The 25524-nt window shown below is 57.2% G+C and carries 23 protein-coding genes and 6 pseudogenes; 18 read left to right on the forward strand and 11 right to left on the reverse strand.

Features of this window, described 5'->3' with window-relative positions:
* Window positions 1-88 precede the first annotated feature (88 nt).
* Window positions 89-1177 (forward strand): YncE family protein, encoded by a 1089-nt coding sequence (locus tag WLO32_RS04435; protein ID WP_435947326.1) that lies wholly within the window; start codon window positions 89-91, stop codon window positions 1175-1177.
* A 35-nt stretch (window positions 1178-1212) separates the two neighbouring features.
* Here the strand turns inward: WLO32_RS04435 and WLO32_RS04440 are convergent, their stop codons facing one another.
* From WLO32_RS04440 to WLO32_RS04450, 3 genes are all read right to left on the reverse strand, one after another.
* The gene (locus WLO32_RS04440; RefSeq protein WP_435947327.1) at window positions 1213-2484 is read right to left on the reverse strand and encodes a DUF445 domain-containing protein; all 1272 of its coding nucleotides are present in this window, start codon (window positions 2482-2484) and stop codon (window positions 1213-1215) included.
* 77 nt (window positions 2485-2561) lie between these two features.
* Complete coding sequence (gene ampH, locus WLO32_RS04445; RefSeq protein WP_435947328.1) at window positions 2562-3719, reverse strand: D-alanyl-D-alanine-carboxypeptidase/endopeptidase AmpH; 1158 nt, start codon at window positions 3717-3719, stop codon at window positions 2562-2564.
* A 171-nt stretch (window positions 3720-3890) separates the two neighbouring features.
* Window positions 3891-4178, reverse strand: coding sequence for a hypothetical protein (locus WLO32_RS04450; RefSeq protein WP_435947329.1), 288 nt, complete (start codon window positions 4176-4178; stop codon window positions 3891-3893).
* A gap of 321 nt (window positions 4179-4499) precedes the next feature.
* Here WLO32_RS04450 and lpxP point away from each other — a divergent pair, with 321 nt between their 5' ends.
* The 3 genes and pseudogenes from lpxP (at window position 4500) to sbmA (ending at window position 7334) form a co-directional block, all read left to right on the forward strand.
* A complete protein-coding gene (lpxP, locus tag WLO32_RS04455; RefSeq protein ID WP_435947330.1) occupies window positions 4500-5426 on the forward strand; it encodes a kdo(2)-lipid IV(A) palmitoleoyltransferase in 927 nt (308 codons plus the stop codon).
* Between the two features lie 54 nt (window positions 5427-5480).
* Window positions 5481-6005, forward strand: coding sequence for an isochorismatase family protein (locus WLO32_RS04460; protein WP_435947331.1), 525 nt, complete (start codon window positions 5481-5483; stop codon window positions 6003-6005).
* 110 nt (window positions 6006-6115) lie between these two features.
* Window positions 6116-7334: pseudogene (sbmA, locus tag WLO32_RS04465) on the forward strand (peptide antibiotic transporter SbmA).
* Window positions 7335-7366: 32 nt separating this feature from the next.
* Here the strand turns inward: sbmA and WLO32_RS04470 are convergent.
* The 4 genes and pseudogenes from WLO32_RS04470 to WLO32_RS04485 form a co-directional block, all read right to left on the reverse strand.
* Window positions 7367-8902, reverse strand: a complete 1536-nt coding sequence (locus tag WLO32_RS04470) for a DHA2 family efflux MFS transporter permease subunit (protein ID WP_435947332.1) — start codon at window positions 8900-8902, stop codon at window positions 7367-7369.
* A 10-nt stretch (window positions 8903-8912) separates the two neighbouring features.
* Window positions 8913-10092 (reverse strand): annotated as a pseudogene (locus tag WLO32_RS04475) (efflux RND transporter periplasmic adaptor subunit).
* A 23-nt stretch (window positions 10093-10115) separates the two neighbouring features.
* On the reverse strand, window positions 10116-10571 hold the full coding sequence (locus tag WLO32_RS04480) for a MarR family transcriptional regulator (protein WP_435947333.1): 456 nt from the start codon (window positions 10569-10571) through the stop codon (window positions 10116-10118).
* 86 nt (window positions 10572-10657) lie between these two features.
* Window positions 10658-11242, reverse strand: coding sequence for a nuclear transport factor 2 family protein (locus tag WLO32_RS04485; protein ID WP_435947334.1), 585 nt, complete (start codon window positions 11240-11242; stop codon window positions 10658-10660).
* Window positions 11243-11343: 101 nt separating this feature from the next.
* Between WLO32_RS04485 and WLO32_RS04490 the strand changes: the two genes are divergently transcribed.
* Complete coding sequence (locus WLO32_RS04490) at window positions 11344-12234, forward strand: LysR family transcriptional regulator (RefSeq protein WP_435947335.1); 891 nt, start codon at window positions 11344-11346, stop codon at window positions 12232-12234.
* On the forward strand, window positions 12231-13340 hold the full coding sequence (locus tag WLO32_RS04495) for a DUF1615 domain-containing protein (RefSeq protein ID WP_435947336.1): 1110 nt from the start codon (window positions 12231-12233) through the stop codon (window positions 13338-13340). Before WLO32_RS04490 ends, WLO32_RS04495 begins: the two co-directional genes overlap by 4 nt.
* A gap of 30 nt (window positions 13341-13370) precedes the next feature.
* On the opposite strand, the gene WLO32_RS04500 is transcribed toward WLO32_RS04495, so the two are convergent.
* The gene (locus WLO32_RS04500) at window positions 13371-13697 is read right to left on the reverse strand and encodes a DUF2755 family protein (protein ID WP_121265250.1); all 327 of its coding nucleotides are present in this window, start codon (window positions 13695-13697) and stop codon (window positions 13371-13373) included.
* Window positions 13698-13964: 267 nt separating this feature from the next.
* Between WLO32_RS04500 and WLO32_RS04505 the strand changes: the two genes are divergently transcribed.
* On the forward strand, window positions 13965-14195 hold the full coding sequence (locus tag WLO32_RS04505) for a DUF2754 family protein (protein ID WP_435947337.1): 231 nt from the start codon (window positions 13965-13967) through the stop codon (window positions 14193-14195).
* Between the two features lies 1 nt (window position 14196).
* Here the strand turns inward: WLO32_RS04505 and ddlA are convergent.
* A pseudogene (gene ddlA, locus WLO32_RS04510) lies at window positions 14197-15298 on the reverse strand (D-alanine--D-alanine ligase).
* A gap of 133 nt (window positions 15299-15431) precedes the next feature.
* On the opposite strand from ddlA, the gene WLO32_RS04515 reads away from it, so the two are divergent.
* The 6 genes and pseudogenes from WLO32_RS04515 (at window position 15432) to adrA (ending at window position 21082) form a co-directional block, all read left to right on the forward strand.
* Complete coding sequence (locus WLO32_RS04515) at window positions 15432-16130, forward strand: extensin-like domain-containing protein (RefSeq protein ID WP_435947338.1); 699 nt, start codon at window positions 15432-15434, stop codon at window positions 16128-16130.
* A gap of 71 nt (window positions 16131-16201) precedes the next feature.
* Window positions 16202-17419, forward strand: a complete 1218-nt coding sequence (locus tag WLO32_RS04520) for a multidrug efflux MFS transporter (RefSeq protein WP_435947339.1) — start codon at window positions 16202-16204, stop codon at window positions 17417-17419.
* 260 nt (window positions 17420-17679) lie between these two features.
* Window positions 17680-17940 (forward strand): anti-adapter protein IraP, encoded by a 261-nt coding sequence (gene iraP / locus WLO32_RS04525; protein WP_121265260.1) that lies wholly within the window; start codon window positions 17680-17682, stop codon window positions 17938-17940.
* An 84-nt stretch (window positions 17941-18024) separates the two neighbouring features.
* A pseudogene (gene phoA, locus WLO32_RS04530) lies at window positions 18025-19441 on the forward strand (alkaline phosphatase).
* Window positions 19442-19543: 102 nt separating this feature from the next.
* Window positions 19544-19873 (forward strand): PsiF family protein, encoded by a 330-nt coding sequence (locus WLO32_RS04535; RefSeq protein WP_435947340.1) that lies wholly within the window; start codon window positions 19544-19546, stop codon window positions 19871-19873.
* A 90-nt stretch (window positions 19874-19963) separates the two neighbouring features.
* Window positions 19964-21082, forward strand: coding sequence for a diguanylate cyclase AdrA (adrA, locus tag WLO32_RS04540; protein ID WP_435948243.1), 1119 nt, complete (start codon window positions 19964-19966; stop codon window positions 21080-21082).
* Window positions 21083-21184: 102 nt separating this feature from the next.
* On the opposite strand, the pseudogene proC reads toward adrA, so the two are convergent.
* A pseudogene (gene proC / locus WLO32_RS04545) lies at window positions 21185-21995 on the reverse strand (pyrroline-5-carboxylate reductase).
* 94 nt (window positions 21996-22089) lie between these two features.
* Between proC and WLO32_RS04550 the strand changes: the two are divergent.
* The 3 genes and pseudogenes from WLO32_RS04550 to WLO32_RS04560 form a co-directional block, all read left to right on the forward strand.
* The gene (locus WLO32_RS04550; RefSeq protein ID WP_435947341.1) at window positions 22090-22605 is read left to right on the forward strand and encodes a hypothetical protein; all 516 of its coding nucleotides are present in this window, start codon (window positions 22090-22092) and stop codon (window positions 22603-22605) included.
* A gap of 9 nt (window positions 22606-22614) precedes the next feature.
* Window positions 22615-23070 carry a DUF421 domain-containing protein gene (locus WLO32_RS04555; protein WP_435947342.1) on the forward strand — a complete coding sequence of 152 codons (456 nt, stop codon included), beginning with the start codon at window positions 22615-22617 and terminating at the stop codon, window positions 23068-23070.
* A pseudogene (locus tag WLO32_RS04560) lies at window positions 23070-23513 on the forward strand (YaiI/YqxD family protein); the annotation flags it as partial. The gene WLO32_RS04555 and the pseudogene WLO32_RS04560, both read left to right, overlap by 1 nt.
* Window positions 23514-23528: 15 nt before the next feature.
* Here the strand turns inward: WLO32_RS04560 and WLO32_RS04565 are convergent.
* Complete coding sequence (locus tag WLO32_RS04565) at window positions 23529-24242, reverse strand: DUF2076 domain-containing protein (RefSeq protein ID WP_435947343.1); 714 nt, start codon at window positions 24240-24242, stop codon at window positions 23529-23531.
* Window positions 24243-24593: 351 nt separating this feature from the next.
* Here WLO32_RS04565 and aroL point away from each other — a divergent pair, with 351 nt between their 5' ends.
* Both aroL and WLO32_RS04575 read left to right on the forward strand, forming a co-directional pair.
* Window positions 24594-25118: a shikimate kinase AroL gene (gene aroL / locus WLO32_RS04570; protein ID WP_435947344.1), complete on the forward strand. Its 525-nt coding sequence runs from the start codon at window positions 24594-24596 to the stop codon at window positions 25116-25118.
* A gap of 44 nt (window positions 25119-25162) precedes the next feature.
* Window positions 25163-25354: a YaiA family protein gene (locus tag WLO32_RS04575; protein WP_121265276.1), complete on the forward strand. Its 192-nt coding sequence runs from the start codon at window positions 25163-25165 to the stop codon at window positions 25352-25354.
* Window positions 25355-25524: the final 170 nt, after the last annotated feature.

Consider the following 25524-nt stretch of genomic DNA (forward strand, 5'->3'; position numbering starts at 1 on the left):
TTTGCATTTGAGGGCGGCGGGTTTTGCGGAGTTCTGTCCGGCTCGGGGCGTACTCGCCGCCGCCTCATTGACGGGAAAGGATCAAACCATGACTAAAAGAACAACGGCGCTGGCTGCGCTGATCGCCCTGGCGCTGACGGGCTGTAGCGCGCATCAGGCCACCACGGCGAAACCAACGCCGGTCGCTGCGGCGGAGCAGAAGAGTCCGTTAGCGCAGCGCGAGCTGTCTGAAGGCGTATATGAAATGGCGCTCAGCCAGCAGAACGGCGCGCTTTACGTCGCCACCGCGCAGGGCTTTAAGGACGTGCAGGGCGGGGTGATTTATAAGCTCGATCCCGTCTCGCTCAAAACCATCGGCCAGGCGCATACCGACCTGAAGAACTTCGGCGCGGTGATGGACCCGCAGGGCAAAACGCTGTATGTGACTAACTCGCTGGACGGCGGCATCAGCGCAGTTAACGTAGAAGACGGCAAGGTGCTCAAGCGCCTGATGTTCAGCGAGCGTAACGAGAAGGGTTTCCCTTACGGCGCGCGTGAAATCATCCTGCATGATGGCCTGTTGTACATCGGCGGCGTGGCCGATCCGGCGGTGATCTGGGTGGTGGAGGCGAAAACGCTGAAGCTGAAAAAACGCATCACTAACGCGGGCAAATGGGTGACCGGCCTGCTCTATTCCGAGCGGACGCAGCGTATCTATGCGGCCAACGGCGGCGGCGAAATCCTCGTTATCAACCCGAAGACAAACCGTATCGAAAAACGCTGGAAGCCGCTCGGCGAGAAAGAAGCCCTGCTGCTTAACCTTGCAGAAGATCCGGCGACGGGCCGTCTGTTCGTGACCGACAACTCGAAAGCGAAAACCACGCTGGTGCTGGATATTAATACCGGCAAGCTGCTGAAGAACCTGCAAACGGGCGATACGCTGGCGGTGAAATTTAACCCTGCGCGCGGCGAGATTTACCTTACCCAGCGCGAATCCGGCAGGCTGTTGATTCTTGATGCCGGCAGCTACGCGGTGAAAAAAGAGCTGAGCCTGCCGCCGCATCCGAACAGCCTGCTGCTGTCTGCGGATGGACAAACGCTGTACGTCACGGTGAAGCAGGGCTTTAACAAAGACCATTCAAGCAAAGGCCCGGACAGCATTGTACGCGTGCCTTTAGCGCAGCTCTCCCGGCTGTAGGTGTACCCGGGCGAACGGGCTTTTGCCCATTCGCCCTATAAATTCAGCAGCGCGGGGATCTGGGTCAGCAAATAGAGCACCAGGCCGATGGAGCCGCCCACCAGGGTGCCGTTGATGCGGATAAACTGCAGATCCTTGCCGATATTCAGTTCAATCTGCTGCGACATATCGCGGGCGTCCCAGCTTTTTACCGTATCGCTGATATGTTTTGTGAGAAACGCCGCAAACTCCGGCGCAACCTTTCTGGCCGCTTGCTCAAGGTGTTCGTTCAGCGAGGCGCGCAGGGCGCTATCGCCCACCAGCGTTTCGCCAAACCACTGCCCGGCTTCGGCAATACGCTGCCTGATGCGCGAATCTTCGCTGTTCATGTCCTCTTTTAGCCAGCGGCGTAAATCTCCCCAGAGCTCGCCCAGATAGCGGTTAAACGCCTCGTCCTCTTTCAGATAGCTTTTGATGTTTTCCGCTTTTTCCACCATCTCCGGATCGCTTTTTAGCTTATCGATAAGTTTGAAGGTGGCGCGGTCAAAGGCCTGGCGCATCTGATGGCCCTTATCCTGGCTGATATCGTCAAGCATGGAGTTGACCGCGCTGGCGACCAGCTCGGCGCTGTGCTCGCCCAGCCATTCGGTGGGCAAGACCCTGGATTTACGCGGATGCTCGGTTTCCAGCCAGTGCACTATCTGGCGGGCGATAAACTCCCGCGTGCTGTCCCGGTTGAGCAGCGTTAACAGCTGGGCAATCATCGAATCCAGCAGGGCCTGGTGGCGGTTATTTTTCGTCATGCTCTCCAGCAGCAGGGCGCTGGAGTAGCTTAAATCGACCTTATCGATGGCTTTATGCACCGCCCGACGCAGCAGCCCCTGGATGCGCGCGTCATCCGTCATATCCAGAAAGCCGCCCATGACCTGCAGCAGGTGCCGCCCGACCCGCCGGGCGTTATCCGGCTTGCTGAACCAGACGCCGATCGTCTGCGCCGGTTCGTAGCGGTGAATCAGGTTGATTAGCGACTGGGTATCAAGAAATTTTTCCTGCACGAAGTAGCCGAGGTTCTCGCCGATGCGATCTTTATTACGCGGAATAATCGCCGTATGCCGCGCGATAAAGGGAATAGGCACCCTACGGAACAGCGCCACCACGGCGAACCAGTCGGCAAGCGCGCCCACCATCGCCGCTTCGGCAATGGCCTTCAGCCCGCTTACCCAGAAGCCGGGAGGCAAAAAGAGGGTGGTGACAAAAACTGCCGCAGCAATCAGCAGTAAAGAAAGCGCAAGGCGCTTGGTTCGTTTTAATTCAGCCATTTTTTCCATGGCTTAAGCATAGAACCGCTGTTGCGTAAGCGGTAGCTTTAATCAGGCAGGCCGCCGCGACGGCCTGCTTATCCGCATCAGGAAGCCGGAGTGACCCGCGGCGCAAAGCCGCTCAGTTCGGAAACCAGGTCATTGACGCCGTCGCTCATGTTAACGAAGCGCGTTAACGGCGAGCGGGTAATCACCACGAAAACGCCCACGTTAGTTTGCGGCACCATCGCCATATAGGTGATAAATCCGCCGCCGCCGCCCGTTTTTTGCACGATGCCCGGCCGGCCGTTTTTCGGCGCTAAATAGACCCAGCCCAGCCCTAAGGCATCGGCCTTGCCGGGCACGTCCATCCCAATCACTTTGTGCAGCTGTTTACGCTGATAAATCAGCGTCTGCATGCGATCGGCCTGGCTGTTGCGCTGGTGGAAGTCGGAGCTCAGGAACTGCTGCATCCAGCGCATCATATCGTCCGGCGTGGAGTAGACGCCGCCGCTGCCGGCCGCCGCCAGGGTGTTATCGCAGGGGCTGGCGCCCTTTTGCGCGATCATCAGGCGCTTACACTGATCGGGAGAGGGCGTGAAGGTTGTGTCTTTCATGCCCAGCGGGCGTGCGATTTGCTCATCGAATAAGTCGGCATAGGGCTTGCCCGCCGCCAGTCCCAGCGCGTCCGCCAGCAGGTCGAAAGCAAGGTTCGAATAGGAGGCGTTGGTGCCGGGTGCATACCTTAACGTCGCGCCGGCAAGCCAGTTCCAGCGTTGCTCGCGCGTAGGCCAGGTAAAGACGGTGCGGTGCGCCGCTCCGCCGGGCTGCTCGCGCGGAAGGGCGCTGGTGTGGGTCGCCAGATTGACGAGGGTTATAGGTTGGCCGTTAAAAGTGGGAACGCGAGCGCCCGGCGGCGCATATTTACTCAGCGGATCGTCGAGCTTCACCTTGCCCTGGTCGAGCATCTTAACCAGCATTTCGCTGGTCATCAGCTTGGTCAGCGAGGCGATACGGATAACCGAATCCAGCTGCGGGCGGACATTATTGCCGGGGCGGGTTTCCCCGAAGCTGTGGAAGACGCGTTGGTTGCCGTCAATCACCACCATGGCCATGCCGGTCGCCCCGCTGCCATAGTAAATGTGGTTGGCGTAGCGCTCGGCTATTTCAGAGGCGAAAACGGGATCGGGCGAGGTTTGGGCAAAACCAAAAACAGGGAGCGCAGCAATGGCTAGCGCGGCGATGCGCGGGAGACGAATTTTCAACGCGAGTAATCCATTTAACGAAGTGGGGCGATATTCACCGTATTTATACTACGCCCGGGCGCTACGCAAATATGGAAAATGATAAATGTGAGCAAAAAAAGCGTAACGCGGCATTTCCGCGCCTTTTTCGTGTAGAAAAGCACCGCGGCCGGCGGCCGCAGTGCAGATTAGCTAGTTAGATTTATCGACATCTTTTTGCATCACATCGTCTTTGGTGCCGCCTTGCTCAACGGTTTTATCGTTGCTCTTATGCTCTTTGCGCATTTCATGGCCTGACTCGCAGCCTTTTTTATCTTCATTTCCAGGGGCGCGGCAATCGTCGATAATGTGGTTCGGATTATTGAGCTGTTCCTTCTCAGCCTGCAGCGTCGAGGTGCTGTTGGCCGGGTTCTGCGCGACTGCGGCGGCGCTGGCAAACAAAAAGGTACCTGAGAGCAAAGCCAGAGTAAGTTTTTTCATCTTGTAAGATTCCTGTTATGGGTAGGGGCAAGCTCTCTAAGTATGAACGTAAAAAATTCAAAGCCTGGCATTTATTGCCTGTTTTTTAATCGCGATAGGCTGTATAACAAACGCCGCTGGCGCAATGAAGCGAAATACGTAAAAAAACTGACATGTCTTATACATAGACTTAACGGAAAATGCGTATCATCACGACGGTAAATTTTTACCTCGCTGCAACTATCCACGCCCGGTGGCGTCCAAGTAACAGCATCCTGCTGTACCGCTAATGATTCAGTTCTTTATGCGATACACACTATTCACGCATTAAGAAGCTGATATATGCCTACTAAACCGCTGTTTTGCAAACCCCTGCTCCATCCACGCTATTGGCTAACCTGGTTTGGCCTGGCCATCCTGTGGCTCTGGGTACAGCTGCCTTACCCCGTACTCCTGAAAATGGGCCGTCTGATCGGCAAGTTTTCCATGCGTTTTTTAAAGCGCCGCGTTTCTATAGCTCGTCAGAACCTTAAGCTGTGTTTCCCCCAGTACTCCGATGCGCATATCGACGCTATCGTCAGGCAAAACTTCGCCTCCCTCGGCATGGGGCTGATTGAAACCGGCATGGCGTGGTTCTGGACGGATGAACGCGTGCGTAAATGGTTTGACGTACGTGGCCTGCATAATCTCAACGCCGCCTGCGACAAAGGCCGCGGCGTGATGGTTATCGGCGTGCACTTTATGTCGCTGGAGCTGGGCGGCCGCGTGATGGGCCTTTGCCGCCCGATGATGGCCATGTACCGCCCGCACAACAATAAAGTGATGGAGTTTGTGCAGACCCTCGGCCGTTCGCGCTCGAATAAGGCGATGATCGACAGGCGCAACCTGAAGGGCATGGTGAAAGCGCTGAAGTCCGGCGAGGCCGTCTGGTTTGCCCCCGATCAGGATTACGGCCCGAAAGGCAGCTCGTTTGCGCCGTTCTTTGCGGTGCAACAGGCCGCGACCACCAACGGCACCTTCACCATCGCCCGCCTGGCGAAACCCGTTATCCTCACCACCGTGCTTATCCGCAACGCCGACGGCTCGGGCTATCAGCTGGTTATCGAGCCGGAGCTTAACGACTATCCGGTCGATGATGAACAGGCCGCCGCCGCGTATATGAACCGCAAAATCGAACGCGAAATCATGCGCGCCCCGGAGCAGTATCTGTGGCTGCATCGCCGTTTCAAAACTCGTCCTTTCGGACAGGCAAAGCTTTATACCGCTTAATGCTTTCGCGGGTATGTTAGTCTTCTGGTTACCTTTCTGACCAGGAGATAAGCCATGCCCGCGCAACGTGTTTTAATGGTGATTGATATGCAAAACGGGGTGTTTGCAAACCCGCGTATCAACCGCGAAGACTGCACCTCCCGCATCAATCAGCTCATTCAGGCCGCCGATAAAGTCATTTTCATTCAGCATGCCGAAGAGGAGCTGAAGCCCGGCCATCCGGCGTTCGATCTCCTGCCTGAACTTCATCGCCCGGCAGACGCCCTGTACGTCACCAAAACCGCCTGCGACGCCTTCTACCGCACCGAACTCGATGAACTTTTACAAAAAAACGGCATCAATGCATTCGTGGTTTGCGGCTGCGCGACGGACTACTGCGTGGATACGACGATTAAAAACGGCGTCAGCCGCGGCTATGCCATCACCGTAGCCGCAGACGCCCACACGACCGCCAATCGTTCAGCGGTCAGCGCTGAAGCGCTGATTAAGCAGCACAACGAGGTGTGGGCCAATTTGTCGATTCCGGGGAACCGCTTGCAGGTTAAACCCGTCGGGGAGATTGTCGCCGGCTGGCGATAAATTCCGTAAGGCGGTTTCACTCCTTGATACAAGTTTGCGCAAGCGGTAATGTGCCCGGTTCGCTATAACTAACCGATATAACAACAAAAAGTCGTGCTCAGGAGTGTTGTATGTTCAAATCCTTTTTCCCGCACCCGAAAGCGTTTTTCCTTTCGGCGGTCATTTGGGGACTACTCGCAGTTATTTTCTGGCAGGGCCGGCGGGGGCGTATGGCTGGAAAATGCGTTCGGCGCAAGCCAGCAGATCCCCATTAACGCCAGCCGTTTCTGGACGTTAAAAGCGCTGATCTTTTATGCTTACTATGCGCTGTGCGTGGGCCTGTTTGCGCTGTTCTGGTTTATCTACAGCCCTCACCGCTGGCAGAACTGGTCGATTCTCGGCTCGGCGCTGATTGTCTTCGTCACCTGGTTTATGGTGGAGCTGGGGGTGGCGATCAACGCCTGGTACGCGCCCTTCTTCGACCTGATTCAGAGCGCCTTAAGCTCACCGCACAAGGTTCCGCTCAATAAGTTCTACAGCGAAACCGGGGTGTTCCTCGGCATCGCGCTAATCTATGTCACCGTCGGCGTGTTAAACAGCTTTTTCATCAGCCATTACGTGTTCCGCTGGCGTACCGCGATGAACGATTACTATATGGAGCACTGGCAGATGCTGCGCCATATCGAAGGGGCCGCGCAGCGCGTGCAGGAAGACACCATGCGCTTTGCCTCGACGCTTGAGGATATGGGCGTCAGCCTGCTGCAGTCGGTGATGACGCTTATCGCCTTCCTGCCGATCCTGGTGGCGCTTTCCCCGCACGTTAAGGAGCTGCCGGTTATTGGCGAGGTGCCTTATGGCCTGGTTATCGCCGCTATCGTCTGGTCGATTATGGGCACCGGCCTGCTGGCGGTGGTGGGGATTAAACTGCCGGGCCTGCAGTTTAACAATCAGAAGGTGGAGGCGGCCTACCGTAAGGAGCTGGTTTACGGCGAAGACGATCCGTCGCGCGCCACGCCGCCGACGGTCAAGGCGCTGTTCGGCGAGGTAAGGCATAACTATTTCCGCCTCTATTTCCACTACACCTATTTCAATATCGTCCGCATCCTCTACCTGCAGGTGGATAACGTATTCGGCCTGTTCCTGCTGTTCCCGTCAATTGCCGCCGGGGTCATAACCCTGGGGCTGATGCAGCAAATCACCAACGCGTTCGGCCAGGTTCGCGGCTCGTTCCAGTACCTGATTAGCTCCTGGACCACGCTGGTTGAGCTGATGTCTATCTATAAGCGTCTGCGCAGCTTCGAGCGCACGCTGCAGGATATTCCGGTGCCGGCCGTTGGCGAAACGGTATAAAAAAAGCTGCCCCTTTGCGGGCAGCTTTTTTCTTAATGCCCCGCGGACGGGGCGCCAGGCGCGCCTGAGCGTATAAACGGCGGGCGGGCGAACCAGATAACCACCATCAGCGCCATAAACCCCCAGCCTAAAATCCAGAAGTAGTCGATGGTCGACATCATGTAGGCCTGCTGCTCGATGGTTTTGTCTATGGCCGCCATATGCTGCTGCGTGGCGCCGCCTGCTTTATGCAGATAGTCCAGCGCCGACGGATTGTAGGCCGAGACGCTTTCCGTCAGGTTCGCGTGGTGATAAACCTCGCGACGCGACCAAATCCAGGTGGTGAGCGACGAGGCAAAAGAGCCGCCCAGCACGCGGAAGAAGGTGGCCAGCCCCGAGCCTTCCGCCACCTGCGCGCCGTTCAGGTTCGACAGCACGATAGTGGTGACCGGCATAAAGAAGAAGGCCACGCCGATGCCCATAAACAGCTGCACTTCGGCAATGGTGCGGAAATCCACGTCGGTATTAAACTGCGCGCGAATAAGGCAGGATGCGCCCATCGTCAGGAACGACAGCGAGGCGAGGATCCGCAGGTCGAACTTGCCGGCGTAGCGCCCGATAACGGGCGTCATCATCAGCGGCAGCACGCCCATGGGCGCCGCGGCAAGCCCGGCCCAAATCGCCGTATAGCCCATCTGCGTTTGCAGCCACTGCGGCAGGATAATATTGATGGCAAAGAACGCCGCGTAGCCCAGCGTCAGCGCCGTTGTGCCCACCGCGAAGTTGCGATCCATAAATAACCGCAGGTTGACGATAGGGTGGCGTTCCCCCAGCTCCCAGATTACGAAAGACACCAGCGAAATAGCGGAGATCGTCGACATGACGATAATTTCCGTCGAGGAGAACCAGTCAAGATCGTTGCCCTTGTCCAGCACCACCTGCAGCAGCCCAACGCCAAGCACCAGAAGCGCGATGCCGATGTAGTCGATTGGCGCGTGGGTCGTTGTCTCTTCGCGTTCGCGCAGCTGCGCCCAGACGACGAGCGCCGCGAAGATCCCTATCGGCACGTTGATATAGAAAATCCACGGCCAGGAGTAGTTATCGGTTATCCAGCCGCCGGTAATAGGCCCGACGATGGGCGCGACCACGGTCACCATCGATAACAGCGCCAGCGCCATGCTGCGCTTGCTGGACGGGAAGATAACCAGCAGCAGCGTCTGGCACATGGGGAACATGGGGCCGGCAAAAAAGCCCTGCAGCGCGCGGAAGATAATCAGCTCCGTCATGCTGTGGGCGAAACCGCACAGGAAGGAGGTGAGGGTAAACATCGCCACCGAACCGACAAACAGCTTGAGCTGCCCAAAGCGCCGCGTAAACCAGCCGGTAAGCGGCAGGGCGATGGCGTTACACACCGCGAACGAGGTGATAACCCAGGTGCCCTGGTCCGCGCTGACGCCCAGGTTGCCGGCGATAGTCGGCAGCGCAACGTTTGCGATGGTGGAGTCCAGCACCTGCATAAAGGTCGCAAGCGACAGCGCGAGCGTCGCAAGCCACAGGCTGGGGGGCGTAAACGCCGCCTTATCTTGCATCACGTCTCTCTTAACGGGCTTTTACGGCCGCCGGTTTGCTGTTGTCATGAAGGATTTGCGCCACCAGCTTGTCCGCCTCGGTCAGCGGGTTCTGGTAGACGTCCGTCGTGAAACGCGGAGCGCTAACCGTCTGCTGCGGCAGCAGATGACCCTCGACGTTGCGGATATCCACGCGGGCGTTCATCGACAGGCCGATGCGCAGCGGTTGTTTTTGCATGTCATGCGGGTCGAGCCTGATGCGTACCGGCAGGCGCTGAACGATTTTGATCCAGTTGCCGCTGGCGTTCTGCGCGGGCAGCAAAGAGAAGGCGCTGCCGGTGCCGATCCCAAGGCTTTCGATGGTGCCCTGGTATGCCACATCGTCGCCGTAGAGATCCGCGCTGAGCGTCACTTTTTGTCCCAGGCGCATGGCTTTCATCTGGCTCTCTTTAAAGTTGGCGTCAACCCACACTTCGTTAAGAGGCACGATAGCCAGCAGCGTAGTGCCCGAATCCACGCGCATGCCGAGCTGTACGGCACGTTTGGCGACGTAGCCGCTCACCGGAGCGACGATGGTGCTGCGCGAGTTTTCCAGATAGCGGCTGCGCAGCGTGGCGACGGCGCTTTTAATTTCCGGATGGCTGTCGATGACCGTGTCGTCCACCATAGCGGTATTGGTGCTTAACGCCTGCTGGGCCGCCGCTAAATCGCTTTGCGCGCTGGTGACCGCATCGCGGTAATGGGAGAGATCTTCCGCGGCGATAGCGCCGGTTGCGAAGATTTTCTGACGGCGCGCGTAATCGCTTTGCGCCGTTTGCAGGGCGACCCGTTTGGCCTCCACCTGGGCGCGATAGTTATCGGCGGTGCTGTACAGCCCGCGCACCTGGCGAACTGTGTTGGCCAGGTCGGCCCTCGGCCTGCTGCAGGGCGATTTCGGTCTCGCTCGGATCGAGCAGCACCAGCGGCTGGCCTTTTTGCACGTAATCGCCTTCGTCCACGGTTACCTGCGTCACCGTCCCGGCGATCTGCGGCGTGAGCGTCACCTGGTTGCCGCTGACATAGGCATCGTCAGTGGATTCGTAGTAGCGGGCATACAGCAGATACCAGGCGAGGCATCCCGCTGCGGCAAGCACCAGAATAATAAGCAAAATAATGAAGTTACGTTTGCGCTTGCTGCCGCGCTGTACTTGTTCAGTAGAGGTGGTTTCCATCTTCTTGGCGACCTTTAAAGACGTTAGCGATGAGGAGCGACAATCTCGTCCGGCAGCATTTTTGTAATCAGCTCTACCAGTAAACGGGATTCATCAGGGGTGAGTCGTGCGGTGAGATTGCCCAGGATCGAGGAGAGCGCCTCGTTCTGAAAGCGATCGCAAATGGCCAGGCCTTTATCAGTGAGCGCCAGGATCACCTGGCGTTTATCGTGTGGATTCGGGCTGCGCATAATCAGATCGCGCTTAACCATGCGATCCACCATGCGGCTCATCGCCCCGGCGTCCATCACCAGATTTTTACTGATCTCAACCGGGCTGGTGAAGCCTTTATAGATGCTAATCAACACTTTGAACTGGGGCGGGGTGATATCGGCCCCCGAAAAATAGTGGCTGATAAGCTGATCTTTAAACTGGTTCGCCAGATGGATTAGCAAACCAAGGTGAAACCTGTTGTCGATAATACCCGGATTGTTGCTCATGATATTTGCCTGGTCAGTAATTACAAATGAAACTACTGACCAGGCATTTAATTGTCAACGTTATGTCAAGAAAAGCGCACGTTTTGTCAGGCGGCGAGCCAGCGCTGCGCCTGCGCCTTCATGTCCGCTTCCAGCGCCGATCCTTTAGTGGCGAAGACGCGCTGAACCGGGAAGCCTGATTTTTCAAGCAGGTACGCCAGCGGCGCATAGGCTGCGGGATAGCGCTTCGCCGCTTCCTTATCGATTTCGACCGCGCCAAACGGGAAGTCGAACGCGCCGAAATCATAGACCACCTGGCGGCGCAGGATACGCCATACGCCGTCGCGTTTTTCCAGCATGTCGTAAAAGCGGTTGTGGCAGGTTGCGCCCAGCTCCAGCTTGCTGTTCTGGCCGATAATCATGGCGTTGGTTTCGCAGATCGCCTTGTCCCGCGCGCTGTTAAAAGCGACCACCGGAGTGCCAATCAGATGCTTGGTGCCGATATCCGATCCGCCCATGCGTATCGACCCCTTAATAAACTCGCTTGCCAGCCCTTCAAACCAGGTCACTTCGATAGTGCCTTCCGGATGAAAAAGTTTGCCCAGCTCGTCCCACTCGGACAGATCCCGGTGCATCCAGCCGTTCATTAAATCGTTAATAGCGAGGCGGTCTTCAAGATAGCTTGTGTTCATGGTTGGCTCCTGTGGTGTAGGTCCACATTTTGTTCCCGAAATAGTGATAGCTCAAATATATTGATATGATTAATCAATCACTATTACTGATGAGTCCCGTTATGGAATTACGGCATTTACGCTATTTTGTGGCCGTTGCCGAATGCGGCCACTTCGGCCAGGCCGCGAAGCTGCTCAACATCGTGCAGCCCGCGCTGAGCATGCAGATCCGCGCGCTGGAAGAGGAGCTGGGAGGAGCGCTGTTTACCCGCACCAGCCGGAAGGTGGAGCTAACCGAGGCGGGCAGGCTGCTGCTTGCGGAAGCAAAGCGCACCCTTGAGCAGGCCGGGCACAGTAAAACCATAGTACAGCGCGCCCTGCGTGGCGAGACGGGGTGCGTACGCATTGGCTTTGCCGGCAATGCGGTGCTTTCCGGCAGGCTTATGGAGCACGTGCGCGCCTTTCGCCTGCGGGCGCCCGAAGTGGAAATACAGCTGCGGGAGCTGGCCCCAAAGGCGCTGATAGAGGCGCTGGGGCATGGGCAGATCGATATCGCCTATTCGCCGCCCGCAGGCGAGCTTCCGCCGCGCATTGACGCGGCTAAAATCGGCGAGTGGCCGATGATCTTCGCCCTCGCGGAAAGCCATCCACTGGCCGGCAGCCAGGCGGTGTCCCTGGCGATGCTGGCGAAGTTTCCGCTGGTGGTGTTCGCCGAAGGCGTAGGGGATGACGCGCTCAGGCGGATGCATCGGCAATGGGATAACGAGGGCGCGGAAATGCAATATGCGAGCAGCACGCTCGGCGCCCTTGCAATAGCCGCTTCCGGCCAGGGCGTAGTCCTGCTCCCCGATTCGTTTACCCACGTCGCCATTCCTCATCTGGTTTATCGTCCAATATCCGATAAAAGCTTTGTCGCGGAGCTGCTATTGTTGAGCCGCCGGGATGAAACCCAGGGGGCGGCGCTCGCTTATATTCACCTTGCTTTACAAAACCATCACAACGGAACGTTATGACTACTGCAACGCTAAATCGACAGCATGGAATTTTCGCCCTTGGCCTGGGAGCGATGCTGCTTCTCGCCGGCTGTACCACTAAATCTAACGCGCCGGTTTCCGCAACCGCAAAGCCGGTCGATGTCGAAACGGTAGCGAGGCAGAAAATCCCGGCGGGCGTGCAGGACCGCGGCGGCTGGGCAAAGGATCTGGCCACGACGTTTAAGAGCCAGAATATCGCCCCAAGCGAAGAAAATATCTGTTCGGTGCTGGCGGTTGCCCAGCAGGAGTCGAATCTGGTGGCCGACCCGGCGGTGCCCGGCCTGAGTAAAATCGCCTGGAAAGAGATCGATCGCCGCGCTGAGAGGCTCCATATCCCGGCGTTTCTGGTGCGCACCGCGCTGCTGATTAAATCGCCAAACGGCAAGAGCTACAGCGAACGGCTGGACAACGTCAAAACCGAAGGGCAGCTAAGCGCGATATTTGACGATTTTATCGATATGGTGCCGATGGGGCAGACGCTGTTCGGCAATCTCAACCCGGTACACACCGGCGGCCCGATGCAGGTCAGCATCGCCTTTGCCGAACAGCACCGCGCGGGCTATCCGTGGAAGATGGAAGGCACGGTGCGCCAGGAGGTATTTACGCGTCGCGGCGGGCTGTGGTTTGGCACCTACCATCTGCTGAACTATCCGGCCAGCTATACCCAGCCGCTTTACCGTTTTGCCGACTTCAACGCGGGCTGGTACGCCAGCCGTAACGCCGCCTTCCAGAACGCGGTAAGCAAGGCCGCGGGCGTGAAGCTGGCGCTGGACGGCGATTTGATTCTCTATAACACCGACAAGCCGGGCAGCACGGAGCTGGCGGTAAGAAAACTGGCGAGCAGGCTGGATATGAGCGAAAGCCAGATTCACCGCGCGCTGCAAAAAGGCGACAGCCTAGACTTTGAAAAGACCGATCTGTACGAGCAGGTTTATGCTTTGGCTGACAAGAAAGCCGGGAAGAAACTGCCGCGAGAAATGCTGCCGGGGATTACGCTCGAGAGCCCGAAAATCACGCGTAATCTGACCACCGCGTGGTTTGCTAAAAGGGTGGATGAAAGACGTGCAGCGTGCATGAAGCGCTAGAAGCAAAGCCCTCCGCGGAGGGCTTAATACTTAATAATAGTGACGGTGGCGAAATTTTACCGCAAGGCCGATGATGCCAAGGAACAGGCAGCCCAGCAGGAAGGGCACAAGCCCGAACACGGTGCTGACGGCCAGCCCCATTTCGATGCGCGGGCGAGTCGCGTCGTTGCCCTGCGCCAGATGTTCCAGCACGCCGGGGGCGTGAACCACCAGGTTCAGGATCTGGCTGCCGACCCAGAAGCAAAACAGGATAAACACCGCATAGGCGATATTGCTGAGCGTCGCGCCGCCTGTTTTGTTTGTGGAAACGGTAATCGTTGCGGGGACAACGTGTTTCGACAAAGTGATATCAGTCATATGACCTCCCATGGAACCGAAACGCCAATCAGGTTTCCGCCCGATAATTGCAGCAAGTTTGGCAGGTCATAAGCTTTGTCAATATCAGATTGTTGGTAATTTCCGCGCCGGAATCCTCCTGGAGTTGCATTTTTTGCGTCAAATCACAATTTCGTAACTTAAATGAAATTTTTGTAACATTATGCCGATTGACGTCTATTAACGTGCGGCTTCCCTTCGCGGCCTGTGCGACAATGCGATAACTTTTTTATCCTGATGGACGGCACCATGACTGCGAAAACCCTGAGCTTAAAAATGCGTCGCGACTGGCACTATTACGCCGTGGCGATCGGGCTGATTTTCATTCTTAACGGGGTGATTGGCCTGCTGGGCTTTAAAACCGAAGGCTGGCAAAGCTATGCGGTGGGGCTGGTGACCTGGGTAATATGCTTCTGGCTTGCGGGGCTGGTGATTCGCCGTCGCCCGGAGCCTGAAGAACCGGGCGCGGCCAAAGAGTAGCTTAAGCGGTAATCGAACTTTTCAGAGCGCTGTCCTGCTGATGGCGCTCGAGCGCAAGCTCGATCAGGCGGGTGATAAGCGTCTGATAATCCAGCCCGCTTGCCTGCCAGAGCTTTGGATACATGCTGATATTGGTAAAGCCCGGCAGCGTGTTGATTTCATTGATAATAACTTCATTATCTTCCGTCAGGAATACGTCTACGCGCGCCATGCCGCTGCACTCAAGCGTTTGGTATGCGCGCACCGCGATGTCGCGAATTTTATCGTTGATATCGGTGGCAAGGCTTGCCGGAACCACAACCTGCGCGCCTTTGTCGTCGATGTATTTGGTGTCGTAAGAGTAGAAGTCGCTGTTGACCACCACTTCGCCACAGGTGCTGGCCTGCGGGTCGTCGTTGCCCAGCACGGCGCATTCAATTTCGCGGCCTTTGATGCCCGTTTCCACCACCACTTTGTGATCGAATTCGAAGGCGAGCGCGACGGCGGTTTCATACTGCTGTGCGTTGTTCACCTTGCTTACGCCAACGGAAGAGCCCTGGTTTGCGGGTTTGATAAACAGCGGCAGGCCGAGCTGCTTTTCCACTTCGGCAAAGCTGATTTTGCTGCGGCTGGCGCGGGTCAGGGTGATAAAGGGCGCGACGTTCAGCCCGGCGTCGCGCAGCAGGCGTTTGGTCACGTCTTTGTCCATGCTCACCGCCGAGCCCAGCACGCCGGAGCCCACGAACGGCAGGTTTGCCACCCGCAGCATGCCCTGAAGCGAACCGTCTTCGCCAAGCGTGCCGTGCACGATAGGGAAAATCACGTCCAGCTGATCGAGCGGCCGGGCGCCGCGGGCTTCAATCAGCTGTTGGCGGGTCTGGCCCCGGCACCAGCGCGACGTTTTTCTCGGAGCGGTTCAGGGCAATCAGCGCCGGGTTTTCCGCGTGCAGCAGGTAGCCGGAAGCGTCGTTGACATGCCACTGGCCCTGTTTATCAATGCCCAGCAGCACCACGTCGAACTTTGATTTATCAATGGCGTCGACGATATTTTTTGCCGACTGCAGCGACACCTCGTGTTCCGCCGATTTTCCACCAAACACGATACCAACCCGCAGTTTTGCCATGCCTGAACCCATCCTTAATCATTACGAAGGCGGACAACATACCACGCTCATAACGTGGATTCATGTGCTTCGTCGCGCTTAAAAGCTCTCAACTTCTATACTGATTATTCCATAAACAAATAAGGGCCGCGGAATGGCGAAAGGAGTGACCACGGTGATTGGCTTAGCCGTAACGGCGGTGGCGGCGTTGTGGATTTATCAGCATCTTCCTGCGCAGTACAATCCCTTTGCGCCCCTGTCCATCGACGATCCGCCGACGCTGGTCACCCGCTACAAGCTGCGCCAGATGGCAAACCACCCCGAGGCCTGCCTTGCGCTGCTAAAGCAGGCGCAGGAACGCAAGCAGCTGAGCTTTCGCAGCGTGGCGCAGACGAGCGGCGACTGTCCTTTAACCGATGCGGTAAGAGTGCAGAGTTTTGGCGAAGTCAGGCTCAGCAGCAGCTTTCTGGCCAGCTGTCCTCTGGCGCTGAGCAGCACGATGTTTGTCCATCAGCGCGCGTTGCCGCAGTCGCAGACCGTCTTTGGCAGCAGGTTAACCCTCGTCAATCATCTGGGCAGCTACGCCTGCCGCAATATCTATCATCGCCAGAACGCGCGCCTTAGCGAACACGCGACGGCCGACGCGCTGGACGTCAGCGGTTTTGGCTTCGCCAACGGGCAGCAGGTCAGCGTGTTAAAAGGCTGGCACGCTGACGGAAAGGGCAGCGACTACCTGCATTCGGTCTTTGAAAACGGCTGTCCATTTTTCGGCAACGCGCTGGGACCTGATTACAACGCGGCGCATGCCAACCACTTTCATCTGGGGATGCGCGGCTACGGCCTGTGTCGGTGAGCTGATTTTGTATGATAAACTTGTCGGCATTCCGCTTCTTTTTGTTTTACCTCACTTACTAAGCGCACAGTATGGAATCCTGGAAGGTCAACATTATCTCGGTGTGGTTCGGCTGCTTTTTTACCGGCCTTGCCATCAGCCAAATTCTTCCGTTTCTGCCGCTTTACGTGGAGCAGCTTGGCGTCACCTCTCATCAGGCGCTGTCGATGTGGTCCGGGCTGACCTTCAGCATCACCTTCCTGGTTTCCGCCATTGTTTCGCCGATGTGGGGCAGCCTCGCCGACCGCAAAGGGCGCAAGCTGATGCTGCTGCGTGCGTCGCTGGGCATGGCGGTGGCGATTCTCCTGCAGGCCTTCGCCACCAGCGTCTGGCAGCTTTTTATTCTGCGCGCCGTGATGGGGCTGACGTCCGGCTATATTCCTAACGCTATGGCTCTGGTGGCCTCGCAGGTGCCGCGTGAGCGCAGCGGCTGGGCGCTCAGTACGCTCTCCACCGCGCAAATCAGCGGGGTTATCGTGGGGCCGCTGCTGGGAGGCTATATGGCCGACCACCTCGGCCTGCGGATGGTTTTTTTCGTCACGGCGGCCCTGCTGATGGTCAGCTTTACGGTGACGCTATTGCTGATAAAAGAAGGCGTGCGCCCGCAGGTCAGCAAGGCCGGACGGCTGTCGGGAAAGGCGGTTTTCGCCACCTTACCTTATCCCTGGCTGATGCTTAGCCTGTTTATCACCACGCTGGTCATTCAGCTTTGCAATGGTTCGATTGGTCCTATCCTTGCGCTTTTTATCAAGCATCTCTCCCCGGACAGCAGCAATATCGCCTTTATGAGCGGCTTTATCGCCGCCGTGCCGGGCATTTCGGCGCTGTTTTCGGCGCCGAGGCTCGGCAAGCTTGGCGACAGGATCGGCACCGCGCGCGTATTAATGGCGACGCTTATCTTCTCCGTAGCGCTGTTTTTCGCTATGTCGTGGGTCACCTCGCCGATGCAGCTTGCGGTGCTGCGCTTCCTGCTCGGCTTTGCCGATGGCGCCATGCTGCCCGCGGTGCAAACCCTGCTGGTGAAATATTCCAGCGACCAGGTGACCGGGCGGATATTTGGTTATAACCAGTCGTTTATGTATCTGGGCAACGTGGTTGGGCCGCTGATGGGCGCCGGCGTTTCGGCCGTGGCGGGATTCCGCTGGGTATTTATGGCCACCGCGCTGGTGGTGCTGATTAACGTCTGGCAATTAGGGCTGGCCCTGCGCCGTAAGCGTCAACAGGACGAACAGCGGAAGCTGCAAAGTTAAAGGAAGCGGGCCTGGGTAACTGGAATTTTTAATACGTCTTTTCCCCGGATAATAAGCAACCGCCGCGCGCTTTATTATTCCGGCCGCAGGAAATAGGGAATTGGCGGGGCGGCGTCAACTTTTATGCAGGGCTAATAGGCCTGCATTTTTTGCGGTCTCGCACAATATTAAACCGCCCTGTAAAAATAATACCTTTGCCCTCTAGGAATGCGTTAAACGTAGTGCTACCGTCAGGTTTCAAACCCTCAGGGACATGCGTTATGAAAAATCTTATTGCCGAGTTACTGGTTAAACTCGCTGAAAAGGAAGAAGAGTCAAAAGAGTTTGTGGCACAGATAGAGGCGCTGGAGATAGTCGTTACCGCGCTGCTTCGCCGTATGGAGCAAAGCGAACAGCAGGCGTTGATTACCAGCATTGAGGGGGCTATGCACGACGCTCGCCCAAAGGGGGAAGTGTCTACTCGTGACACGCTTTTGCTAAAGCAATATTTAGAGAAGCTGCTGACCCATCCGCGTAGCTGAAACCGTCATTTTTCTGTCACGCAATATTTATATTGTTTGCTCTGTTTTTATTTAAGCCTGTAGTTATTACACGGAGAAAATAAAGTGAAACAGAGCGCAATTATTCTAACCTTATTCCCTTTGTTGCTAAGCGGAACGGCAGCCGCCGCGGAAAATACCTCTTCGCCTTTAGATTTTCGCGCCGCCGCGGGGGATATCACCCAGCCCGGCGGCGCTCGCCGTATTAATAGCGATCGCACGGAAGCGTTGCGCGCTTCGTTAATCAATAAACCTGCTAAAAACGTCATCCTGCTAATTGGCGACGGCATGGGCGATTCCGAAATCACCGCCGCGCGTAACTACGCCGAAGGAGCGGGCGGTTTCTTTAAAGGCATCGACGCGCTGCCGCTGACCGGCCAGTACACACATTATTCGCTGGATAAAAAATCCCGCAAGCCTGATTACGTCACGGACTCCGCGGCTTCGGCCACGGCCTGGAGCACCGGGGTGAAAACCTACAACGGCGCGCTGGGCGTCGATGTAAACGGTAAAGCGAACGCCACTATTCTGGAGCTGGCTAAAGCCGCAGGTAAAGCCACCGGCAACGTCTCCACGGCGGAGATCCAGGATGCGACGCCGGCGGCGTTAATTTCGCACGTGATTTCCCGTAAATGCTACGGCCCGACGGCGACCAGCGAACAGTGCGCGGTAAACGCGCTGGAAAACGGCGGCCAGGGCTCCATTACCGAACAGCTGCTTAATGCCCGCGCCGACGTGACTTTAGGCGGCGGAGCGGGCCACCTTCGCTGAAACCGCAAAAGCGGGAGAATGGCAGGGTAAAACGCTGCGCGAACAGGCTGAGATCCGCGGTTATCAGTGGGTGGATAACGCCAGCGGCCTGGCTGCCATTAGCGAAGCCAGCCAGCAAAAACCGCTGATTGGCATGTTCGCGCCGGGCAACATGCCGGTACGCTGGCAGGGGCCTAAGGCCAGCTATCACGGCAACATAGACAAACCGGCCGTCACCTGCACGCCGAACCCTGAACGCGACGCCAGCGTGCCTTCGCTTGCGCAGATGACCGACAAGGCTATCGAGCTGCTAAAAGGCAACGAAAAAGGCTTCTTCCTGCAGGTGGAGGGCGCATCCATTGATAAACAGGATCACGCCGCAAACCCTTGCGGGCAGATCGGCGAAACGGTCGATCTGGACGAAGCGGTACAAAAAGCGCTGGAGTTTGCCCGTCAGGACGGCAATACGCTGGTTATTGTGACGGCCGACCACGCGCACGCCAGCCAGATTGTCGCCCCTGACACCCGGGCGCCGGGCCTCACCCAGGCGCTGAACACCAAAGACGGCTCGGTTATGGCCATCAGCTACGGTAATGCGGAGGGCGATTCGCAGGAGCATACCGGCACGCAGCTGCGCATTGCCGCTTACGGCCCTTATGCGGCGAACGTGGTGGGCTTAACCGACCAGACGGATCTCTTCTACACCATGAAGGCGGCGATGGAGCTGCAATAATGTGGCGAAGGCTACATTACCGTGAATTCTCAGCGCGGTAAGTAGCCTTTTTGAGCCGCGCAGGCCAGGCTTAAAGCGCCACATATTAAGAAGGATGGTGCTATGAAAATGACCCTGGTGATGTTGTTACTGGCAGGTGTAGCAGGCTCTGTAGCAGGTTCGGCGGCTGCGGCGGACAAAGCCTTGACGCCGCAGCAGCAGCGTATGACGACCTGTAATCAGCAGGCCACGGCTAAAACCCTCAAAGGGGACGAGCGCAAGACATACATGAGCAACTGCCTGAAGAACAGCGAGTCCGCTCCCGGCGATAAACGACTCACGCCGCAGCAGCAAAAAATGAAGGCGTGTAACGCACAGGCGGGCAGGCAAACGCTGTCCGGCGATGCGCGTAAAACATTTATCAGTAACTGCCTGAAAAAACAGGCGGGTTAGTTCCAACGGGTGAGCCGGCCGGCCGGCTCACCCGAAAAATCATACTTGCCCCCTGTATCCCCTCTCTATAATTACGGCAAATGCGCCAGAATCTTCCTAATAATCATGAGTGATGAACACGATTTCAGCAGATGGTTTTCCAGGGGATCTATGGACTGCCCGACACACCTTAATGAAGACAAGCATCGCTCAGCGCGGCGCTTTGCCCGACGGGTCTATCTGCCCCGCGTCATCGGACTTGCGACAGGTTTTTTCTGCGTCGCTTCCGTCCTGGTGATGCAGCCCCTTTCCGGCTGGTGGTGGCTGCTGCTGGTGGCCAACGGCTTTATCTGGCCGCATCTTGCCTGGCAGATAGCCGACCGGGCGACCGATCCCGCCCGCGCGGAAATCCGTAACCTGCTGGTGGACTCCCTGATGGGCGGCGTGTGGATCGCGGTGATGGGCTTAAACGCGCTGCCTTCCGCGCTTATCGTGGCCCTGATGAGCATGAACAACATGGGCTGCGGCGGCGTAAAGCTGTTTTTAAGCGGCCTTGGGCTGCTTGTCTGCGCCTGTGCGATAACCCTTGGCCTGATACATATTCCGCTAAATCTTGAAACCATGCCTTCTCAGGTCTGGATTTGCCTGCCGCTGTTGATTATCTATCCCATTTATTACGGGCTGGTCAGCTACCGGACGGCAATAAAACTCGCCGAGCACAAGCGGCGCCTGATGCAGCTAAGCACGCGCGACGGCATGACGGGCGTGTACAACCGCCGCCACTGGGAGCATCTGCTGCACGGGGAATATGAAAACTGCCTGCGTTACCAGCGCAACGCCACGCTATTGCTGATCGATATCGATCACTTTAAGGCTATCAACGACACCTTTGGGCACGACGTGGGCGACGAGGCGATCGTGGCGATCACCGAGCATTTGCAGCTGACCCTGCGCATTACGGACGTGGTGGGGCGGTTCGGCGGCGATGAGTTCGGCGTGATCATGTCCGGCACGCCGCAGGAAAACGCCATTCAGGCGATGATGCGGGTTCGCGAACATCTCGATTCATTCCGGCTGCCGTGCGCGCCGCAGGTCACCCTGCAGGTTAGCGTGGGCGTGGCCGAGTTCGATCACAGGATGACCAGCTACCGTGAGTGGCTGAAAGCCGCGGACCTTGCGCTTTACAAAGCAAAAAACGCCGGCCGCGGGCGCATCGAAGCCGCAGCCTGACGGATTTTGCTTTGTAAAAGGAGAAGCCTGCAACAGCGTAAGACGGACAGGCAGCGCCATCCGCCATTGACGGCGGGCGATGCTTGCCCGCCCCGCAAAAGATTATGACTTGCCTAACTGCTCTGACTTCGCCATACATTTCACCATCGCTTCCATTACCGCTGCGCGAAAGCCTTTTTCTTCCAGGACCTTTACCGCCTCGATGGTGGTGCCGCCCGGCGAACAAACCATGTCCTTCAGCTCGCCCGGATGTTTACCGGTTTCGAGCACCATCTTCGCGGAGCCCATCACCGCCTGGGCTGCGAACTGATAGGCCTGACTGCGCGGCATGCCGCCCAGCACCGCGGCGTCCGCCATCGCCTCGATAAACATAAACACATAGGCCGGGGAAGAGCCGCTGACGCCCACGACCGGATGGATCATCGCTTCGCTGACCACCTCGGCCCTGCCCGAAGCTGCGGAAAATATTTAGCGCATCGGCGATATCTTCCGGATTAACCAGCGCGTTCGGCGTAATGGATGTCATACCGGCATTCACCAGCGCGGGGGTATTAGGCATGGCGCGGATGATTTTGCGGTCGTGGCCCAGCGCCGTTGCCAGCGAGTCGAGCGTGACGCCTGCGGCAATGGAGATAACCACCGTTTCTTTGTTAAGGCTGGAGCTAATCTCTCCCAGCACTTTTAGCATCACATTAGGCTTCACCGCGCCAAAGACGATATCGGCGATCTGCGCGACTTCCTGGACGCTTTGCGCCGGGTTGACGCCAAATTCCTGACGCAGGGCTTCCACTTTGTCCGGCGACGGGGTGTAAACCCAGATGCTGCCGGGCTGCACCTGCCCGCTGGAGATTAAGCCTCCCAGAATCGCTTTACCCATGTTGCCGCAGCCAACAAAACCTATTTTCTTGTCCATTGCGTATCTCCAGGACCGTGATGTTTGATGGGCTATAGCTTAACGCGCTTTTAAGCGATTCGGCTACGCTTAAGCAAAACGGTGGGAGGAACCCATGGCAAAACGCGTACCTGATGAATACACCGGTCGAACTTATCCGGTGCAAGAGGATATGAAGTGGCAGCTCAGAGAGTGGAGCCTGGAAAAGTGGGGCAGCCGCGGCCTGCTGGCGCTGGTGCTGCTTGCCATGCTGGGGGCATTTTCCGACGGCTGGCTAAGCCAGACGACCACGAGCAACGCAGAGGGCAGCCTGAGCGTCGAGCATCAGCGCATTATGCGCGCCAAAAGCGATGAGAGCTTCACCCTGCGCGTTAAGTTCGCCACCGGCCAGCCCGCGGTGCTGACGCTGGGGCAGGATTTTATGGATAACTTTGTGATTCAAAGCCTCCAGCCGCAGCCCTTGCTTACCCACGCCAGCCGCCATGAAATGATACTCACCTGGCCTGCGAATATGGGCAAAGAGCAGGCGCTTTGGCTGACGGTCCAGCCCCAGTCTGCCGGGCATTTTACCTCTACCATCCGGCTTAAAGGCGCAGAGCCTGTGAGCCTGAGCCAGTGGGTACTCCCCTAAGGAAAAATTATGGATAACGTTCTGCGCGCGGTTGGGATGTACATTCTGCTGATGATCGTGTTGAAAATCGCCGGACGACGCACGCTGCTGGAAATGACCTCGTTTGATTTCATTTTGCTGCTGATCATCAGCGAGGCGACCCAGCAGGCGCTGCTGGGGAATGATTTTTCGTTTACCGGCGCCGCAATAACCATTATCACGCTGATTGCTATGGATATCGTCTTCGGGAAAATGAAGGAGCGCTTTCCGAAGATCGAGCTGTTTATCGACGGATCGCCGCTTATCCTCGTGGAATACGGCCAGCCGCTGGAAAAGCGTATGCGCAAGGCGGGGATAGACATTGATGACATTCTCTCTTCCGCGCGAATAAATCAGGGGCTGGAGCGGGTGGATCAGATAAAATTTGCCATTCTGGAAAAGAACGGCAAGATCGCCATCATTCCCACAGAAGATCAGGAGTCGTAATGCAAATTTGGGTGGATGCCGACGCGTGTCCGAAAGTTATCAAGGAAGTGCTGTTCCGCGCCGCGGAACGCGCGCAGATAATGGTTACCCTGGTCGCCAATCAGGGGCTGAAAACCCCGCCTTCACGCTTTATTCGTAGCCTGCAGGTTGCGACGGGATTCGACGTCGCCGATAACGAAATCGTACGCCGCTGCGAAAGCGGGGATCTGGTGGTTACCGCTGATATTCCGCTGGCCGCAGACGTCATTGAAAAAGGCGCGATGGCGCTAAACCCGCGCGGCGAACGCTATACGCCGGCGACGATTCGCGAGCGGTTAACCATGCGTGATTTTATGGATACCCTGCGGGCAAGCGGCGTGCAGACGGGCGGGCCGGACAGCCTGAACCAGCGTGACCGCCAGCAGTTTGCCAATGAGCTGGAAAAATGGCTGCTGGCGGCCCGCGCGGGCGAAAAAAGCTTAAATCAGACTGTCATCGTCGTTGCCGAAGTCGTCGTTGCCAAAATCATCGTTAGCGAAACCGTCGTAGTCGTTTGTATTGTCCTGCGGCAGGCCCGCATCCTGGTTCAGGAACTGGCTGTCGTCGGCCTGGTTATAGTCGTCGACCGCGTTGACCGGCGCGTTATTAACCGGCTGCGCAGGCTCGTTGATAATGTTCACTATCTCTTCGGGCCGGGCGTGATGGAACATGCTGGTCAGCATATCCGCCATAATGACGCCGCCTGCTACGCCCGCGGCCGTTTGCAGCGCTCCGGCAATAAAGCCGCCGCCGCGCGGCGCGGGCGCGGCATAGCCCGGTGTTGCCTGCGGCGCGCTGTAGCTGCCCGGCGGCACGCTCTGGTACTGCTGCGCGCCGGGAATAGGATCCGCGACGCGCGAAGAGCCGGCACCGAATAGCCCGGCAAGAAATCCGCCGCTGCTTTGCTGCTGGCGGGAAGCGTGCTGTAGCTGCGCCACCTGGCCTTCCAGCTCCTGAATACGGCTATTAAGCTGCTTCATGGCGGCTTCCTGAATCAGTATCGTCTGCGCCATGTAGTAGGCCGCGCCGGGAAGCTTCGCCAGATGCTGCTGGATGAGCTGGTCTGCGGCGTCGTCGCGTGGAGAGCTGTTCTCTTCGGCCCGTTTCAGGCGCTCAAAAAGCCCGTCAATCAGACGCTGCTCTTCAGATTGCATGGTTCATACCTCTGTCATCATGAGTTCTCACTATTCAGTCTGGATCAGAATCGCAGCATGTAAAATGGCGCGACGGTAAAGGTTTACGCAATTGTGTTACTGAATCGCAGCTTCTGTGGGGTTGTTTTTCACCGCGGCTTTCAAGTAAGGTGGCGCACGCCAGCGCTGGTAAATTTCCTTTACATGCTTAAGGCTTACCGTGAGTGGCTTATTAGCATTTTACGTAGCGAAAATGTTTATTTGTAACGATTTATTTACACTCGCCTTCTGTACTAGCTAGCTGGTATGATGGAGGCGTTGTTAATGGATGTGTTTGTGACACCCAGGCTTACTGCTGAGGATTAGCCCCTGATGACTCAACCCATATTTCTGGTCGGCGCACGCGGCTGCGGTAAAACGACGGTAGGCGTGGCGTTAGCGCAGGCTCTGAACCGTGATTTTGTCGATACCGATAATTATCTGCTGACCACCACCAGCATGAGCGTGGCGGATATTGTGGCGCAGGAAGGATGGGACGGCTTTCGCGCTCGCGAGACTCAGGCGCTTAAGAGCGTCACCTCGCCGAACGTCGTCGTTGCTACCGGCGGCGGCATGGTGCTGGCCGAAGCTAATCGTCAGTTTATGCGCGAGCAGGGCGTGGTTATCTATCTGCGCGCGCCGGCCCAGATCCTGGCGGACCGGCTGGAAGCTTTCCCCGAGGAAGGGCAGCGTCCTACCTTAACCGGCAAGCCGATCACCGATGAAATTGTCGAGGTGCTGGCGGCCCGGGAAGCGCTGTATCGCCAGGCGGCCCACCACGTGATTGATGCCTCCCACGCGCCGGATGCCGTTGTTGATGCGGTACTCGCTGCTTTGCAAATGGCCCGCGCAAGCTAATCTTTGTCTATACTTAACGCTCATCCATGACTGAAGGAAGAGCGATGGCGAGCAGACCTCCCTACCCAAGAGTTGCGCGAATAGTCGAAGTGCAGAAAGGTTCGCAAACCCAAACCGTGACCTGGTATCAACTCAGGGCCGACCATCCGCACCCGGATACGCTTATCAGCGAACACGAGTCCGAGCAGGAAGCGCTGGATGCAAAACGGCGTTATGAGGATCCGGAAAAAACCTGATCCGTACAGGCAAGGACGCCGTAAACCCGCCAAGAATTTTCTCAAATAGCCCCGTGCTTGTTCTGCTATCACATTTTTTAACCCTTCCTTAAGTTAAAAACTCATTACGATAATGTGATGCGGCGGTGTCGTTGACGTTTCGTTAAAGTATCCAGCGATGCTCCCGCGAT

The organism is Dryocola mayonis (assembly GCF_051307045.1).
GTDB lineage: Bacteria > Pseudomonadota > Gammaproteobacteria > Enterobacterales > Enterobacteriaceae > Dryocola.

Coding starts and splice junctions, on each gene's coding strand:
- WLO32_RS04435 (WP_435947326.1), top strand. CDS start 89: ATGACTAAAAGAACAACGGCGCTGGCTGCGCTGATCGCCCTGGCGCTG.
- WLO32_RS04440 (WP_435947327.1), bottom strand. CDS start 2,484: ATGGAAAAAATGGCTGAATTAAAACGAACCAAGCGCCTTGCGCTTTCT.
- WLO32_RS04450 (WP_435947329.1), bottom strand. CDS start 4,178: ATGAAAAAACTTACTCTGGCTTTGCTCTCAGGTACCTTTTTGTTTGCC.
- lpxP (WP_435947330.1), top strand. CDS start 4,500: ATGCCTACTAAACCGCTGTTTTGCAAACCCCTGCTCCATCCACGCTAT.
- WLO32_RS04460 (WP_435947331.1), top strand. CDS start 5,481: ATGCCCGCGCAACGTGTTTTAATGGTGATTGATATGCAAAACGGGGTG.
- WLO32_RS04470 (WP_435947332.1), bottom strand. CDS start 8,902: ATGCAAGATAAGGCGGCGTTTACGCCCCCCAGCCTGTGGCTTGCGACG.
- WLO32_RS04480 (WP_435947333.1), bottom strand. CDS start 10,571: ATGAGCAACAATCCGGGTATTATCGACAACAGGTTTCACCTTGGTTTG.
- WLO32_RS04485 (WP_435947334.1), bottom strand. CDS start 11,242: ATGAACACAAGCTATCTTGAAGACCGCCTCGCTATTAACGATTTAATG.
- WLO32_RS04490 (WP_435947335.1), top strand. CDS start 11,344: ATGGAATTACGGCATTTACGCTATTTTGTGGCCGTTGCCGAATGCGGC.
- WLO32_RS04495 (WP_435947336.1), top strand. CDS start 12,231: ATGACTACTGCAACGCTAAATCGACAGCATGGAATTTTCGCCCTTGGC.
- WLO32_RS04500 (WP_121265250.1), bottom strand. CDS start 13,697: ATGACTGATATCACTTTGTCGAAACACGTTGTCCCCGCAACGATTACC.
- WLO32_RS04505 (WP_435947337.1), top strand. CDS start 13,965: ATGACTGCGAAAACCCTGAGCTTAAAAATGCGTCGCGACTGGCACTAT.
- WLO32_RS04515 (WP_435947338.1), top strand. CDS start 15,432: ATGGCGAAAGGAGTGACCACGGTGATTGGCTTAGCCGTAACGGCGGTG.
- WLO32_RS04520 (WP_435947339.1), top strand. CDS start 16,202: ATGGAATCCTGGAAGGTCAACATTATCTCGGTGTGGTTCGGCTGCTTT.
- iraP (WP_121265260.1), top strand. CDS start 17,680: ATGAAAAATCTTATTGCCGAGTTACTGGTTAAACTCGCTGAAAAGGAA.
- WLO32_RS04535 (WP_435947340.1), top strand. CDS start 19,544: ATGAAAATGACCCTGGTGATGTTGTTACTGGCAGGTGTAGCAGGCTCT.
- WLO32_RS04550 (WP_435947341.1), top strand. CDS start 22,090: ATGGCAAAACGCGTACCTGATGAATACACCGGTCGAACTTATCCGGTG.
- WLO32_RS04555 (WP_435947342.1), top strand. CDS start 22,615: ATGGATAACGTTCTGCGCGCGGTTGGGATGTACATTCTGCTGATGATC.
- WLO32_RS04565 (WP_435947343.1), bottom strand. CDS start 24,242: ATGCAATCTGAAGAGCAGCGTCTGATTGACGGGCTTTTTGAGCGCCTG.
- aroL (WP_435947344.1), top strand. CDS start 24,594: ATGACTCAACCCATATTTCTGGTCGGCGCACGCGGCTGCGGTAAAACG.
- WLO32_RS04575 (WP_121265276.1), top strand. CDS start 25,163: ATGGCGAGCAGACCTCCCTACCCAAGAGTTGCGCGAATAGTCGAAGTG.